Origin of the sequence: Agrobacterium sp. FDAARGOS_525 (assembly GCF_003938925.1) — a bacterium.
GTDB classification, from domain to species: domain Bacteria; phylum Pseudomonadota; class Alphaproteobacteria; order Rhizobiales; family Rhizobiaceae; genus Agrobacterium; species Agrobacterium pusense.
Map to the genome: position 1 here is coordinate 125,484 of NZ_RKIU01000006.1, position 15,860 is coordinate 141,343.

The window sequence follows — 15,860 nt, forward strand, 5'->3', positions numbered from 1 at the left end:
GACAATCATGTCTTCGCCAACGAAATCGCATGTCGGTCCGGACGCAACGAGATCGCGACAAGAAGGAAGGCCCCACAGACGATGAATACGTCTGCCAGATTGAAGGCTGGCCATGACCAACCGAAGGCGTGGAAATCCAGATAGTCCGTGACGCTCAGGTTCCAGAAGCGATCGATGACATTGCCGCTCGCGCCTCCTGCAATCGCCGTGATCGAAACCCTCTCTGCAGCAGTCTTTGCCATTACCGCCCAGATCACCAGCGCGATCACGATTACGCCCTGAAGCAGCGCGAACAGTCGTGGAGCCGATCCCATCGTGTCGGAGAAAAGGCCGAAGCTGACACCCGGGTTATAGGCAAGCACCAGGTTGAAGAATGGGGTTACCGGGATTACTCTCGGTGGATCCATCAATTCGGTTACAACCAGATACTTCGTGGTAAGATCGATCAAGCATAGCGCGGCAACCCAGAGAAGGACGAGAGCGGCTCTGGCTGTGATCTTGTTTAATGATGCCTTCATCGGATTCCCTGTTGCATGACGACAATCCGGGCCTTTGACGGGACGGTTTCATAAAGCTCCATCACATCCTGATTGATGAGGCGAACGCAGCCTGACGAAACGGCGTGGCCGATTGAACGCCAGTCCGTGGTGCCGTGAAGCCGGTAAAGCGTGTCCTTGCCATGCTGGAAGATGTAAAGAGCACAAGCACCAAGCGGATTATTGGGGCCGGGTGCCTGGCCGCCGTTCGCATATGAATATTTCTGTAGCTCTGGTTGTCTCGCTATCATCTCCGGAGGCGGTGTCCACCGGGGCCATTTCTGCCGCCACTGGATTATTCCTTCACCCGACCAGGTGAAGCCCACGCGCCCGATACCGATACCGTATCTCATTGCCGTGCCAGCATCTTCAGTGAGATAGAGGAACCTGCTGCGAACATCGACGAAAACAACGCCCGCAGGCTCGCCGGTGAGGTTTTCAACGCGCTGCCGATAGTATCTCGGGTCGATCTTTCGAAAGGGAACTCTAGGTAACCGGTAGCCGCCGTCGCTCCTTGCAGCGTAGCGGGCCTCAAGCTCACGTTCGCTCGGTTCCATTTGACTGGCGGGCCTGACGACAGCCGCCGCTGTAGAAACCGGGCTTCCAAAGACGGCTGATGCCAATGCACCACCAGATAGAGCGACGAGTGACCGACGTTTCATCAGACGCGGTTTGAGCATGCATATCCCCATTTGAAGGACACGTTTGAATCCTCCACATTACTGATTCCGTACAATTCTACGATCTCTAGTAGCTTGAGGTTCAAGCGCTTGCTGACAGCTAAGGTCGGGTCTCAACTAATTGTGTAAGGCTCGTGATGGAGTGCGCCTTATCATCAGGGACAAATTGGCGCAGTCCCAGATTCGCAGCTTTTGTTTCAGTTCGACCTTTGCTAGTCATCTGTTGATTTATGTCATTTTGCTTGTCTGGAACGAATGATCCGCAGCGTTTTAACCAGTTGGAAGACCGTGGCTGTCCTGACGATGATCTTCATTCAGATCATCTCCGGAAGCCTCTGCTCGACTCCGTTGGAAAATCGCACATTTGTTCCGCCCGGTGTCGCTACCTTCGTGCAGGAACGAGGTTCACCGGTGGATAACAGGAAACTCCTCTTGTCTGAGGCCGACCATCACGTCCGCTGCGAGCAGCGGTCTCTACAAGCAGAGCTGTATGATTTTAGATTCTCGGAAGGACTGCGATATTCCGTATCCGCGGACCTCCTTCGTGAAAGCCAGATCTATCTGATCTCGCGCCCGCCAAAATACCTGAGCTAAGGCAATCTGTTCGGCACTGCGCACGTACGTCTTACTGAATCAGTTCGACCATGGATCTCTTACGCCCAAGCCATTCTTCGCCGATATCTGGCGGAGCGTGTGAGCTACGTATCGGGACTTCTCAAGAGCAGCCGGATTCCATCCTGAACTCATAATCCCTTACATCGGGAGTCGAAGGTGTCTTTGTCAAAAAAGCTCTTTCTCCTCGCTGTTGGCACCTTTTTGCTCCCGCTCGGTGGATGCAAGATGGTCGTAATGTCGCCATCCGGCGATATTGCACGTCAGCAGGCGGATCTCATCGTCATCGCAACCGTGCTGATGCTCCTCATCATCGTACCGGTCCTGTTTCTCACCTTCTATTTTGCCTGGCATTACCGCCATTCCAACAAGAAGGCGAAATATGACCCGGAGTGGCATCACTCCGTAAAACTCGAGATGGTGATCTGGTCAGCGCCGCTTGCCATCATCATTGCGCTGGGAACTATCACGTGGATCAGCACTCACAGACTTGACCCATATCGCCCACTCGACAGGATCGATGCAAATCGTCCTGTTACACCCGACATCAGGCCGATCACCGTAGAAGTGGTCGCACTCGATTGGAAATGGCTGTTCTTCTATCCGGAGTACGGAATTGCTACGGTTAATGAGCTTGCTGCGCCCGTAGATGTACCGATCAACTTCAAGCTAACTGCATCATCGGTCATGAATGCATTCTATGTGCCGGCGCTCGCCGGGATGATCTATGCCATGCCCGGAATGCAGACGAAACTCCATGCCGTCATCAACGAGACCGGCACCTACGATGGTCTTTCTGCCAACTATAGTGGAGACGGCTTCTCTCAGATGCGGTTCAAGTTCCTTGGATTGAACCAGGGTGATTTCGATCAATGGGTCGCGCGTGTCAAACGGACCGGCACGGCACTCAACCGGGACAGTTACTTGAAGCTTGAGAAACCGAGCACGGCCGAACCTGTACGTTATTACTCCACGGTGCAGGAAGGTCTCTACCGCTCGGTGCTCAACATGTGCGCCCGTGAAGGCCAGATGTGCATGGATGAGATGATGCACATCGACAAGATGGGCGGGGCAGGTGTGGAGAGCCGGGAAAACCGGGCGCGCCTGGAATACGACAACCGCCGGACGACCGGCGCAGCCGAAGACAACGATGTCGCACCCGCCCCTGTCACAGGCACCCCGACCCGCGGCGAGAGCCCCGCGAACGTCATCGATAGCAAGGTGAGCCAGCCGTCGATGCCGATGAACCATAGCATGAAGAACATGCAGCATCCCACCACACCCGAAAGCGATGAGAGCGGGCAGGCACCCGACCGGCTCGACGCTGAAGTGCCCGCAAAACCCTGAAGGATTCGACAGATAAGATGTTCGAAAATCTAACACTCGCTCAACTCGTCTTCGGGCGGCTCACCTGGGAAGCGATCCCTTACGATCCAATCATCCGCAGCACGTTTGTTGCCGTGGTTATCGGTGGCCTGGCCATCGTGGGATTGATTACGAAATACAAACTGTGGGGTTATCTCTGGAGGGAATGGTTCACATCTGTCGATCACAAAAAGATCGGCATCATGTACATCGTTCTGGCGCTCGTCATGCTTCTGCGCGGCTTCGCCGACGCGATCATGATGCGTATTCAGCAGGCCATCGCCTTCAACGGCAACGAGGGATACCTGAACGCCGACCACTATGATCAGATATTCACCGCCCACGGCGTGATCATGATCTTTTTTGTCGCCATGCCGTTCATAACAGGGTTCATGAACTACATTGTGCCGCTCCAGATCGGTGCTCGCGATGTGTCATTTCCGTTCCTGAACAATTTCTCATTCTGGATGACGACGGCGGGTGCGATCATCATCATGATCTCGCTATTCGTAGGAGAATTCGCAAAGACCGGCTGGTTGGCCTATCCGCCGTTGTCGGGTGCCGATTACAGCCCTGGCGTCGGTGTGGACTACTACATCTGGGGTTTGCAGGTAGCCGGCATCGGAACAACGCTGTCGGGCATCAACCTCGTTGCGACCATCGTCAAGATGCGCGCACCGGGGATGTCTCTGATGAAAATGCCTGTTTTCACCTGGACCTCGCTTTGCACCAACATCCTGATCGTGGCGACATTCCCGATATTGACGGCAACGCTTGCGCTGCTGACCGCAGACCGCTATCTGGACACCAACTTCTTCACGAACGATCTCGGCGGTAACCCGATGATGTACGTGAACCTGATCTGGATGTGGGGTCATCCGGAAGTTTACATCCTGATCCTCCCGGCTTTTGGCATCTTTTCGGAAGTTGCATCTACGTTCTCGGGCAAGCGGCTGTTCGGCTACGCGTCGATGGTCTACGCGACATGTACGATCATGCTTCTTTCTTATGTGGTCTGGCTGCATCATTTCTTCACGATGGGAGCAGGTGCGTCCGTCAACGCCTTCTTTGGAATAGCAACGATGATCATTTCGATCCCGACGGGTGCGAAGATGTTCAACTGGCTGTTCACGATGTACAAGGGAAGGATCCGTTACGAACTGCCGATGTACTGGTTGATCGGCTTTATGGTGACATTCGTCATCGGCGGTATGACAGGCGTCATGCTGGCTATACCTCCTGCTGACTTTGTGCTGCACAATTCGCTCTTCCTGATTGCCCACTTCCACAACGTCATCATCGGCGGCGTGCTGTTCGGCCTGATGGCAGGAGTAACCTATTGGTGGCCGAAGGCCTTCGGTTTCAAGCTCGATCCGTTCTGGGGCAAGATGAGCTTCTGGTTCTGGCAGATCGGTTTCTTCGTCGCCTTCATGCCGCTCTATGTGCTCGGACTAATGGGCGTGACGCGCAGAGTTTCGCAGTTTGATGATCCCTCGTTACAGATCTGGTTCATCATCGCCGCATTCGGGGCGGGCCTGATTGCACTCGGTATCCTGTTCTTCATTATCCAGATGGTCGTCAGCGTGAGGAGACGCGACCAGCTCCGCTGCACGACGGGCGATCCATGGGGTGGCCGAACCCTGGAATGGGCTACTTCCTCGCCGCCGCCAGAATACAACTTCGCTTTCACTCCAGTGGTCCATGAGATGGACGCATGGCACGACATGAAGGAATGTGGATACGCGAGACCACTGGCCGGATACAAGGCGATTCACATGCCCAGAAATACTGGTGCCGGTGTCATCCTTTCCGGTATCAGCATCGCGCTCGCCTTTGCGCTCATCTGGTACATCTGGTGGCTCGCCATCGTATCATTCGCAGCGATCATTATCATCTCGATCGCCCACACCTTCAACTACAACCGCGACTTTTATATCCCGGCAGCAACAGTTGCCGAGGTCGAAGACGCACGTTCGAAGCTGCTCGCCCAGGGGAACTGACATGGCAAACCCGATTCACGCCCCCCGGGCTGACAAGAAATTCCATCTCGATGAGGAACATCATCCTGAAGGAAGCACGAACCTGGGCTTCTGGCTCTATCTGATGAGTGACCTGCTTATTTTCGCGGCTCTCTTCGCCACCTATGCGGTGCTCGGTCGTAATTACGCGGCCGGTCCTGCACCTGGCGATCTTTTCGATCTCAGGTTGATCGGGGTTGCGACGGTAATCCTGCTGGTGTCATCGATTACCTATGGTGTTGCGATGATCCGTGCCGAGAGCAATGCAAAGGGTGCGACGATCTTCTGGCTTGGTGTCACAGGCCTGCTCGGCCTCGCATTCCTGGGGCTGGAGGCATACGAATTCTATCATCTGATCGCGGAGGGTGCTGGTCCCCAGCGGTCCGCCTTCCTGTCGTCATTCTTCGCCCTCGTCGGCACGCATGGCCTCCATGTCATGTTTGGGGTCATCTGGCTTGTGGTGCTTATGATACAGGTGTCGAAGTTTGGCCTCACTCCGGAGAACCATCGACGACTGATGTGCCTGTCAATGTTCTGGCACTTCCTCGACCTCATCTGGATCGGTGTCTTCTCAGTGGTCTATCTTATGGGAGTTGTCGCATGACGTCGAATTCTTCTCATAATGGAGCACACGGAGGGCATTCCGGTCACCGCTCGGGGCGTAGTTCTCTCAAGAGCTACATGACGGGATTCATCCTGTCGCTTATTCTGACGGCCATCCCGTTCTGGCTTGTGATGGGCGACGTCATCGAGTGCAAGATGATAACGATCGCGGCGATCATGATCCTTGGCGGCATCCAGATGCTTGTCCACATGACCTACTTCCTGCACATGAACAGCCGCTCTGAAGGAGGGTGGACCATGATGGCACTGATTTTTACGATCGTGATCCTTGTCATCGTGCTCGTCGGATCAATCTGGGTTATGTATCACCTCAACACCAACATGATGCCCATGTCACCGGAGATGATGAAAAATATGCCGTAAGAGCGCTGACTTCATCCAGTTTATCAAGCTAATTGCTCATTCGTGTGTTCGGTAAACCGTTGGTCCATACCGAACACACGGACCAAATCACAAGTCTGGATGCAGTCATGGGGAAGCCTCCGGGCGCGATCTGACTGTCTCCGGCTCTCTTTCACCTCGAGAGTTGTTGGCGAGCGAATGCCATTTTTTCTTGTCACCCATCGATCACTCGTTGAAGCTGATAGCGAGCAGGCCGCTGCTGTCAAAGCTCTCGATAAAATTGAAAGCAGTCGGAAACTCGAGTTCGAAGTGAAATTCGATGAAACGACGATCACCTGCGTAATGCTGGACAGAGCACTGGAGGAGATGGATTCATCATCTCCAGAAGGCCAGGCACTGCATCAGGAGCCGTTAGCCGGGACTACCAACGCTGGTCAGTCACCCGACGAGAACTCATCGCGGACAACGATACCGGAACGCCCGAACGCGCGGACGACCACGATGGTTGCGGCCTTTCTTGGGGGGCTGGTGCTGGCGACGTTCATGCTTGCAGTATTGTGATCCAGGGCAGCAGCGTATCGAGCTGGTTGATCGTCGTGCGGCCAGATACGATCCGTTCGAGAACATCGGCAAGCCAGGTGTATGGATCCAGCCCATTCAATTTGGCCGAGTTGATCAACGAGGCCAGGATCGCGAAGGTCTCGCCGCCCTGGATATTGCCGACGAACATCGAGTTCTTTCTCGTCAGGGCAACGGACTTCATCGAACGCTCGATGATGTTGGAGTCGATCTCTATCGTTCCATCGTCGAGGAAAGCGTTCAGGCCCGTCCAATGGGTGAGCGCGTAATTGATGGCCTTGGAGAGGGCGGACTGCGTTGAGATGTCGTCCTTCAGGTCGAGCAGGCGCGCCTTCAACTGGCGCATGAGGGGAGCTGAGCGGAGCTGGCGGGTATTGTGACGATCCTCGGCGCTTTGCCCTCTGATCTCCTGTTCGATCTGGTAGACGCCGGCGAGGATCGATACAATCTCGAGCGCTTCCGGCGATCCGGTCAGCTTGACCACGTCGACGAATTTACGCCGGGCATGAGCCATGCAGAATGCCAGCCTCAAGGGTTTGGAATTGCTTTTGCCGCGATGTCTGGCAAGCGTCTTGTAGGCGGTATATCCGTCCACCTGAAGCACGCCGTTGAAGGATACCAATTGGCGCTCGGCCTCACGGGCGCTGCGGCTCTCGGAGAAGATATAGCCGACCGCGGGCGGAGCTGGTCCTTTCCAGGGGCGATCATCCACGGCCTGTGCCCAGAGCTGGCAGACTTTCGTTCGCTTTCGCCCCGGATCGAGCCGCGGCAATCGGGTCTCGTCGGAAAAAACCCTTGGCTGGGAGCGGATGAAGGTCAGCAGCCTGTCGTAGAGTGGTTTGAGCCACCAGGCGACGCGCGTGACCCAGGCGCCAAGCGTTCCACGATCGAGGGCTATCCCATGGCCCGCGAAGATCTGGGTCTGCCGGTAGAGCGGAAGGTGCCACGCGAATTTGGAAACGACGATATGGGCCGCCAATGCTGTCGTCGCCATGCCGCCATCCATGAAGCGCGCCGGCGCGGGAGCCTGGACGACGCCATTCTCGCATGCCCGGCAGGCATAGCGAGGGCGAATGGTTCGTTTGACGCGCAAAATGGGCGGAACGACATCGAGTGCCTCGCTCGTCGTCTCTCCAATGTGATGGAGCGTGCCGGAGCAGCAGGCGCACGCGCGGCTTTCCGGCTCGATAATGACGTCGTAGCGCGGCAGGTGCTTGGGAAGAAAGCCGATATTGCGGGCTGCGGATTGTCGGCCACGAGCCTTGTGCCGGGAACCGTCAGGCTGATCGTCGTTGGCGGCGACCGGAACAGCCGAAAGATCACCGAGATCGAGACTGGTCTGTGCGGGGTCGATTGTCGAAAGCCCCTCTGATCTTGCGCCGTGGATGAGCCGCTTCAGATAGGCAACCTCTGCCCTCAGATCGAGGACCATCCGGCTCAGTTGCTCGACATCCTGCGGGAGCTGATCGTGGCGAAGAGACATGCCGAAAACTACCACACCGGCATGAATCTGCAAGCAAATACAATGGGATCAAGCGACTTTCGTCGGGCGCTTCACGGGCTTTTGCTGGACCTGCGTCCAGTCCAGACCCGCAACAAGCAGGCCGAACTCCTCGGGGGTCATGTGAAGAACGCCATCCTTGACGGGCGGGAAAGTGAACGTCCCGCTTTCCAGCCATTTTGTCGAAAGGATCATCCCTGACCCGTCCCAATAAATGCAGCGCAACCGGTCGCGCCGCTTGGCCCGGAAAACAAAAATGTCGCCGCAATAGGGATCGGCCGAAAGGGCAGACGCCACCAATGCGATCAGGCCGTTCATCCCGCGCCGGAAATCGACCGGCTGGGTTGCCACCATGATCCTCAGCCCCCTCGCAGGACCGATCACCGTCTACCCCGTAGCGCTGTCACCACCGCATGCGCCAGGTCGGGAGCAACATTGCCTGTAACGATCATCCGCCCGCCGCCGAGTTCGATCTCGATCCGGCCGGCGGTGCCCTCGCTGGCATCTGCTTCATCAGCGTGCCGTTCATTTTGAGGATCGGCGATCATGATCGGCACGAAAGCGGGTTGTTCCACCGCGGCAACGGCTGAAGCCGGACCAATCTGCCCTGCCGCCCGCCGCCATGTGTTCAAAAGTCCGCGATTGACGCCAAACCGACGCGCAATGGCCGAGATGTTCGCATCCGGCTCAGCGCTCTCGGCAAGCATCCGCGCTTTCTCTTCATCCGTCCAATTCCGCCGGCGAACAGGTCCCGTAATCACCTCGACCCGCCGATACTGCCCTTCGTGCCTGGCATCAAACATGGCTTCAAGCCTGGCACCATCGTTCCGCTCGTCCATTGAAAAATCGTCCTTCCAAATCAACGAGCAGAATCTCAAGCCCAAATCGCGCCGTTAAAAGGTGGGGTGTTCGTCGCGCTTACTTTCGAGCTAAGGCCACGCAATATGCAGAGGGGCTACCGGGACGGGGCGAACCTGAAACAATGAGTAAAGCTGTCAACCGCTGCCATAACTCCAAAGAGTTATCCGCTCGTGGGCGAGAAGCATGGCTGGTGTGGAGGCGTTCAACGGCCGGACTTTAGGTTGCCAACAAAGACGGGTCGATGGTTCGAGTCGGTTCAAGAGCACGATGCCGGCAACGCGAATCTCATGAGCCACTCGCGGCACGCGCGCAATGACCGCTGGGCTCTAAATCACGTGTAGTTGGAGTAGAGAGCATTTGCACGCGAGAGGTGACGTTGCATCGCAGCTCCTGCTGCCTCGGCATCATTGTTGCGGATAGCATTCAGAATGAGCTTGTGCTCTTCAATCGTTACTTGTTCCGCGCCTTTAACAACCACCATATCCTGCTTGAATCGGGTCAGCCAGACAAGCATGCCCGACACCGCGGCAGCTATAAGGGAATTGCCGCTGATGCCGGCGAGGATCTCGTGGAAGCGCATGTCGGCTGCCACGAAAACGGCAGAATCACCCTGCCGCGCTTGCATCTCCTTTATGCACTCATCAAGGAATCGGATGTCGTTGGCTGTCGCGCTGGTTGCGGCCATTCGCGCAAGTCCCACCTCGATCATGATTCGCGCTGACTTGAGATCTTCAAGACCTTTTGGGTTGTCGGCCAGGAGCATGATCATGGCGGCAGAGATCTGATCGATGATCGCCTCGGGCGTTGGCTTGACGACACGGGCACGCTCACCATGCGAAATGCGGATCAACCCCATCTGCTGTAGCGTGAGCATCGCCTCGCGGATGGAGGGCCGTCCCACGCCGATCATCGCCATCAACTCTCGCTCAGAGGGGAGCTGTGATCCTGGCGGGAACTCCTTCGAGGCTATCGTCTCGATGAGGCGATCCAGTACGGACTGATACAGTTTCTTTTTCTGAATGGGTTCCATTACGGCTCCGGGCGGCGGATCAGCGGCATGATCGGGTCATCATCACCCGTGACCCAGAAGGTATGTGATTATCAAATTTCCGGGCTGCGCGTCGACGCCTTATCTCAGCTTGCCATCCACGCCACCGCCGGCTCTGACCCAGCTGAAAAAATCGACTGTACCCATCTGCCCGCCTTTGAGAGCGAGCTGCAATCCGTCGATTTGCGGATCCTCGGAGCGGGCCACGCTGATGGAGGCGCCGGGCACGGTCGGCGCGAGTGCTTGAAGCGCCGTCACTCCCAGTTCCCGTGCTGCATGGCCAGACGTATCGCCGCCCGAGATCACTGCCCTTCGCAAGCCGCTCCGGGTCACGACCCTGTGGAGGATCCGGCCGAGAGCCTTGCCAATGTTGCGATTTGCGCCGGCTGCAGCCGTGGCGTTGTCAGCGAGCCAGGTGCGGAACCGCTCTACGGCCGGATCATCCGGTCCTCGCGCTGTTGCAAGCAGCACATCCTGCCCACGCGAAAGCGCTTCCAGCATCTCGGTTACAACCGTCTCTTCCGCAGCGGATGCATTGTCGCTCGCAAGATGACGTGGATCGCCTTCGATCAAGCGAAATCCGCTTGCGGCTGCATTGGCGATCTGCTGCGCCGTCACTGGCGACACGGAAGCTGAAACGACCGCAATCGGACCCAAGTCTCCGGCCGACGGCCGCGGAGCAACCGGGGGTATCATGCCTGCAGCGCGCCAATGTGCAATAAGCGCATACTCGATCCCTTGCGAGCCAAAGCACATCATATCAGTGTTGCGTCGCTGCCAAAGGATGCGCCCGATTTCGCGTTGATCGGCTTCAGAAACGCTGTCCAAAGCAATGCCGGCCCCTCCCTCGCGTTCGGCGGCGGCAAGAACCGCATCTGCCTGTCCCTGGTGCAGTTGATCTAGCCTTAGCGTTTCGATCGGCAGCCGGGTCTGCCGGGCAAGGTGTTGTACAACATCAGCCTCGTCCATTGGCGTCACTGGGTGGCGCGCCATGACAGGGTGGCGATCCAGCCGAAACACGCCATCAGGGGCCGCGGCAAAGAGAGAGCCGAAGGCCTGATAGCGTTTTAGGGGGATTGCCGCAGGGTAAACTGGCATCAGCCTTGTCCCCAATGTGGCGACGGCAATCTCCATGGCAGCGCCGATTGAGCCGATGTCCGGTGCTGAATCGAGGGTCGAGCAGATCTTGTAGTGCAGAAGCGGCGCGCCTGTCTTGCGCAAAGCAGCAAACATGCGGGGGAGCTCTGCCTGCATCCATTGGGGGTTTTCAGAGCGGGCAGTGCCTGCGATGCCGATCCCACGCATCTGTCCAAAGCGGGCGAGCTGCTCGGGGGTAGGCGGATCGAGAAAAAGGATGGAAGGCAAGCCGGCAAAACTCAGGACTTCCATCACCGCAGCCGCGCCCGTATAATCATCACCATACCAGGCAATCAGCGGACCCGGCGGGAATTGCTCGACCTGCGTCATTTCTGGAATGCCTTCAAGGCAGCGGCCAATTCGGGATGGCCAAGGGCGTAGTCACCGGCCGGGATGCCCGCCATCGCAGCGTCCCAAGCCTGCCGTAGTCCTGCGACCCCTGCGGCAGGGCCGCCTGGATGAGCCATGATGCCTCCGCCTGCTGCATGGATCAGGTCGGCGCTGCCAAGAGCTTGATACGTGTCTTGTGCCTGGTGGACCGTCTGGCCGGAGGAAAATACCGGCATTGCCATACATGGTTTGCTGTCGAACATCGGCGTCAGGCATTCACGCGCTGATGCAATGACGCTTTCATCGGGTTCGGCAAACTTGTTGCTGAGGCCATTGCAATGCATGTGGTCAACACCCGCCAGCCTCCAAAACTTCTGCCAGGCGATATAAGACCAACCCAGCATCGGCGCGCGGCTGAGATAGCCCCAACCGTTACGATGGCCGTGGATCGGCAACTGGCTGTGACGCGTCAACCCCAGCAGCCCCGATAGGCCCACCGAATTCAGGCTTGCCATGACGCAGGTTCCACCCTCGGCGAGAACGAGATCGTGCCGGCGCCGCATCTGATCAACCTCGCCAGTCACATTGAAGGCGAACATCGCCTTGCGGCCGGTTCCTTGCGAATGGGATCGGATGACCTGCATTACCGCTTTGACCCGCTCATCAAAGGGGCAGTACCATCCGTCCGCCTGTAATTCGTCGTCCTTGATGAAGTCGATCCCCGCTTCCAAGAGCTCCGCCACGGCCGCCGCCGTTTCGGCAGCTGACAGCCCCACGCTTGGCTTGATGATCGTGCCGATCAGCGGCCCTGCATCCACGCCGGCTAAGCTGCGCGTGCCGGAAATGCCAAATTTGGGCCCGTCATAGGCGGCGGCGAAAGCCTCCGGCAGCCGGATGTCGAGGATCCGCAGGCCTGAGAATTGTTTTAGTTCGAAGAGATTACCGGAGACGGTGGCCATTAGGCCGATAAGATCAGTGCCGATGTTGTCGAGCGGCCAAGACAGGGTGACGCGGGCGCGACGGCATGCCGAGCCAGGCGCTGCAATTGATCCCGGAAGGCTGGGTGACGCGACTTCTTCCAGGAGCTCCAACGCCTCGACGCGCGCTGCCGAGCGTGCCTTCAGTTCCACCGTTTCCCCAGGAATGGGGGCGAAGGTGCCTGAAGATTGTTCGCCTGCCATCACGTCTGCTGCCTTCTCGGGATCCCCGGGGGTCTCGATCAGGTAGTCGGCTTCGATGCGCTCGAGCATCATGTCCTCCAATTGTCGGGTCTGTTAACTCATTATACCAGTCATTCATGCCCATCAAGCGGGTCGCCTGTAGAAAGGCTGGAGAAGCCACACTTAGCGGTGTCCAACCAATCTGCAGCGGGGGCCGCCTAAGGTGTTGACGAAGAACTGATATGATGAGTATATGAGGTGGAGAGGCCGGGGAGGGTGCCAGTGCAGACGAGGGCGACAGCGGGATCCGACATGGATGAGGGTGGAAAAGCGGTGGCTGACGCCGTGGGCTCTGTCGTCCTCAGATGTGGGAAGCTGCAAGCCGCCGCTGTCGCCGGCGAACTACGCTGCCTTACTTTTGATGGCGCCGAAATCCTGCGTGGCTTGAATGCGCCCCTGCGTGATGAAAACTGGGGTGTGGTTGAAATCGAGACGGTGCTGGAGGAGGCGATCGGTCATTCTTATCGACGCCGGTTCAGGGGCAAGGACGCACCCGTGGAGGGGAGTTTCAGCGTCGAAATGACCGACGAACGCGAGCTGCGGGCACATTTTTCATTGAAGGCGCATGAGGCGGTCTTGCTTAACCGCGCTGGTTTTACGCTTCTGCATCCGATCAAGGGAGTGGCGGGAAGCTGCCTCACCCTTCGTCATCCGGGCGGTGGATCAACTCAGGCCGCTTTCCCACTCAAAATCGCCCCGGCTCAGCCTGCGATGAACATCGCCGGAATGGAGCACGCCCTCGGCTCTCTGTCCGTGGATATCCGGTTCGAAGGCGACGTGTTCGAAATGGAGGATCAGCGCAATTGGTCAGACGCATCCTTCAAGACCTATTGCCGGCCACTGGCGCTGCCGCGTCCATTCGTGCTTGAGCGCGGCCAATCTGTCGACCAATCCATCGTCATCCGCATTTCCGGCGAGGTTGCCAAGGTGAAAGCCTTTCCGCGCGCCGAGGCTGAGCGCGTTCGGCTGCCGCAAGTGCTATTGGCGCATGATGCAGGATCGCTACCGGTCATCAAGGCTGCGCCGCTTCTGTTGCGGGTCTTCCCCGAGACCACGGAAGATGATTTCGCCGGTATAGAAGGCACGCCAGTCGGCGGCGTCGAAGTGGTTTTTGATGCGGTTTCCGACCTGCAGGCGACCGTCTTGCGCCTAGTGGAACACTATCCCAAACTTGATCGGCTGACGGCACTGCCGCGGCCCTACCTGAAGAGCTATCAACCCGAGGGGCCATGGCCTGAGGGGCCGAGACCATCCGACGCTTTGCCCGTCCTGCGCAGGCTCCTGCCAGGGATTGCCTTGGGCGGTGGGAGCCTTACCCATTTCACGGAAGCCAATCGCTGCCCGCCTGCCAGTGATGCGGACTTCATCACCTTCGGCAATAGCGCCATTGTTCACGCAGCTGATGGTCGCTCCATCACCCAGACCCTGGAGGCCTTGCCCGACATTTTCGCCTCGGCGGCAGCGCTCTTGCCGGCCAAGCCGCTTCATCTGGGGCTCTTCTCCATCGGCATGCGTTCCAATCCTTATGGCGATGGACTAGCGGCCAATCCCCAAGGCCGGTACATGACGATGACCAATGAGGATCCGCGGCAGAAGACAGACTATGCGGCGGCCTATGCGGCTGCAGTCCTCGCGCTCGCCGCGAAGGCAGGTTGTGCAAGCATTGCGCTGGCAATGACTTCGGGGCCGCTCGCAGCGGCCGGGCCGCTTGCCAGCTTCTTACAATTCGCTCAGCAAACCGCGGCGGCCACGGCGGATGTCATCGTCGAGCCCGACAAATGGAGCGTCATGACCAGGCGGGGCGGGTATAGTGTCACTGCTGAGGCAAAAGGCGATCTCAGTCTCATCTACCATTTTGTTGAAGACGCTACTGCGGACGATAGTCAATGACGCGCCGCGGTGTTCTCATCGGCTGTGGGTTCTTCGCACGCAACCATATGTTGGCCTGGCGCGACCTTCCGGACGTCACGATTGTCGCTGTGTGTGATCTGGATCCCGCCAAGGCTGCGGCGTTCTCAGAGGAGTTTGGTGCCAGGGCATATGGCGACGCGGCTCAGATGCTCAAGGAGGTCCGCCCCGACTTTGCCGATATCGCCACGACGGTGAGCTCTCATCGGAGCCTGGTTGAGCTGGCAGCCGGCCATGGCTGCGCCGTTATCTGCCAGAAGCCGTTCGCAGAAAACCTGATCGATGCGGATGCCATGGTCGACGCATGCAAACATGCAGGCGTGGAGTTGCTCATCCATGAGAATTTCCGCTGGCAGGCACCAATCCGTCGCATCGGGGAGCTCATCGACAGTGGTGCCATCGGCCAGCCGCAGTTCCTGCGGCTGAATTTCCGCCATGCCTTTGATATTTATGCCAACCAGCCGTATCTGGCGCAGGTTGAGGATCTGGCGCTGTCGGATGTCGGGCTGCATCTCTTCGACGTTGCACGTCGACTATTTGGTGAGGTGATCCGCATCAGCTGCGAGACCCAGCGCCTCAATCCAAATGTCACGGGCCAGGACGCCTTCCTGGCACAGATGCGGCATGCAAACGGGGCTGTTGCCAGTGTTGAATGCAGCTTCTTCAGCCATTATGCACCCGACAGGTTCGTACAGACACTTGCGCTGGTCGAGGGCGACGAAGGCTCCATCGAGCTTGGCGATGGCTACCGCTTGTGGGTGCATCGCCAGGGCGAATGCCTGGAGGAGGTGGTGGAGCCGCCGGTCCCATCGTGGGGTGCGCGGCCCTGGAACCTCGTACAGGACTCCGTCATCGCGTTTCAACAACATGTCCTTGACGTGCTGGCCGGACGCGCGAAGCCACAACCTTCCGGCGCCGACAATCTGGAAACTCTGAGGCTCACTTTCGCGGCCGTGCAGTCCGCCAGAAACGGTGGGCGGCAAGTGAAGCTCGCTGCCAGCGGGGAGGAACCGCCGTCAGCCTGATCAGCCATGCGGATGGAGCAAAGGGCCACCCTCCGCAGGGGCCATCTCGGCCCAATCCACAGAATCTATTGGAG

The 15,860-nt window shown here is 57.9% G+C and carries 15 protein-coding genes; 7 read left to right on the top strand and 8 right to left on the bottom strand.

Annotated elements, in window-relative coordinates; genetic code table 11:
- Nucleotides 1-5 precede the first annotated feature (5 nt).
- Together lspA and EGT36_RS28685 are read right to left on the bottom strand one after the other, a co-directional pair.
- The gene (lspA, locus tag EGT36_RS28680) at nucleotides 6-518 is read right to left on the bottom strand and encodes a signal peptidase II (protein WP_003501188.1); all 513 of its coding nucleotides are present in this window, start codon (nucleotides 516-518) and stop codon (nucleotides 6-8) included.
- Nucleotides 515-1,216 (bottom strand): L,D-transpeptidase, encoded by a 702-nt coding sequence (locus EGT36_RS28685; RefSeq protein WP_003501186.1) that lies wholly within the window; start codon nucleotides 1,214-1,216, stop codon nucleotides 515-517. Before EGT36_RS28685 ends, lspA begins: the two co-directional genes overlap by 4 nt.
- 840 nt (nucleotides 1,217-2,056) lie before the next feature.
- Here EGT36_RS28685 and cyoA point away from each other — a divergent pair.
- From cyoA to EGT36_RS28710, 5 genes are all read left to right on the top strand, one after another.
- Nucleotides 2,057-3,175: a ubiquinol oxidase subunit II gene (cyoA, locus tag EGT36_RS28690; RefSeq protein ID WP_107341912.1), complete on the top strand. Its 1,119-nt coding sequence runs from the start codon at nucleotides 2,057-2,059 to the stop codon at nucleotides 3,173-3,175.
- 17 nt (nucleotides 3,176-3,192) lie between these two features.
- Nucleotides 3,193-5,193, top strand: a complete 2,001-nt coding sequence (cyoB, locus tag EGT36_RS28695) for a cytochrome o ubiquinol oxidase subunit I (protein WP_003501180.1) — start codon at nucleotides 3,193-3,195, stop codon at nucleotides 5,191-5,193.
- A 1-nt stretch (nucleotide 5,194) separates the two neighbouring features.
- The gene (cyoC, locus tag EGT36_RS28700; RefSeq protein ID WP_003501178.1) at nucleotides 5,195-5,815 is read left to right on the top strand and encodes a cytochrome o ubiquinol oxidase subunit III; all 621 of its coding nucleotides are present in this window, start codon (nucleotides 5,195-5,197) and stop codon (nucleotides 5,813-5,815) included.
- Entirely contained in the window at nucleotides 5,812-6,198 is a 387-nt protein-coding gene (cyoD, locus tag EGT36_RS28705; protein ID WP_035228678.1) for a cytochrome o ubiquinol oxidase subunit IV, read from the top strand. The genes cyoC and cyoD overlap by 4 nt, the downstream gene beginning before the upstream one ends.
- 177 nt (nucleotides 6,199-6,375) lie before the next feature.
- A complete protein-coding gene (locus tag EGT36_RS28710) occupies nucleotides 6,376-6,738 on the top strand; it encodes a hypothetical protein (protein ID WP_003501174.1) in 363 nt (120 codons plus the stop codon).
- Here the strand turns inward: EGT36_RS28710 and tnpC are convergent.
- From tnpC to EGT36_RS28740, 6 genes are all read right to left on the bottom strand, one after another.
- The gene (gene tnpC, locus EGT36_RS28715; protein ID WP_125271661.1) at nucleotides 6,719-8,239 is read right to left on the bottom strand and encodes an IS66 family transposase; all 1,521 of its coding nucleotides are present in this window, start codon (nucleotides 8,237-8,239) and stop codon (nucleotides 6,719-6,721) included. The genes EGT36_RS28710 and tnpC overlap by 20 nt on opposite strands.
- Before the next feature lie 48 nt (nucleotides 8,240-8,287).
- Nucleotides 8,288-8,611, bottom strand: a complete 324-nt coding sequence (gene tnpB, locus EGT36_RS28720) for an IS66 family insertion sequence element accessory protein TnpB (RefSeq protein WP_380689341.1) — start codon at nucleotides 8,609-8,611, stop codon at nucleotides 8,288-8,290.
- Nucleotides 8,612-8,637: 26 nt separating this feature from the next.
- Nucleotides 8,638-9,096 carry an IS66-like element accessory protein TnpA gene (tnpA, locus tag EGT36_RS28725; RefSeq protein ID WP_125271663.1) on the bottom strand — a complete coding sequence of 153 codons (459 nt, stop codon included), beginning with the start codon at nucleotides 9,094-9,096 and terminating at the stop codon, nucleotides 8,638-8,640.
- A 353-nt stretch (nucleotides 9,097-9,449) separates the two neighbouring features.
- Entirely contained in the window at nucleotides 9,450-10,148 is a 699-nt protein-coding gene (gene nanR / locus EGT36_RS28730) for a transcriptional regulator NanR (RefSeq protein ID WP_125271664.1), read from the bottom strand.
- 99 nt (nucleotides 10,149-10,247) lie between these two features.
- The gene (locus EGT36_RS28735) at nucleotides 10,248-11,633 is read right to left on the bottom strand and encodes a four-carbon acid sugar kinase family protein (RefSeq protein ID WP_125271665.1); all 1,386 of its coding nucleotides are present in this window, start codon (nucleotides 11,631-11,633) and stop codon (nucleotides 10,248-10,250) included.
- The gene (locus EGT36_RS28740) at nucleotides 11,630-12,883 is read right to left on the bottom strand and encodes a ribulose-bisphosphate carboxylase large subunit family protein (RefSeq protein WP_125271666.1); all 1,254 of its coding nucleotides are present in this window, start codon (nucleotides 12,881-12,883) and stop codon (nucleotides 11,630-11,632) included. The genes EGT36_RS28735 and EGT36_RS28740 overlap by 4 nt, the downstream gene beginning before the upstream one ends.
- A gap of 243 nt (nucleotides 12,884-13,126) precedes the next feature.
- On the opposite strand from EGT36_RS28740, the gene EGT36_RS28745 reads away from it, so the two are divergent.
- Nucleotides 13,127-14,743, top strand: a complete 1,617-nt coding sequence (locus EGT36_RS28745) for a D-apionate lactonase family protein (protein WP_125271667.1) — start codon at nucleotides 13,127-13,129, stop codon at nucleotides 14,741-14,743.
- Entirely contained in the window at nucleotides 14,740-15,786 is a 1,047-nt protein-coding gene (locus EGT36_RS28750) for a Gfo/Idh/MocA family protein (RefSeq protein WP_077548959.1), read from the top strand. Before EGT36_RS28745 ends, EGT36_RS28750 begins: the two co-directional genes overlap by 4 nt.
- Nucleotides 15,787-15,860 lie beyond the last annotated feature (74 nt).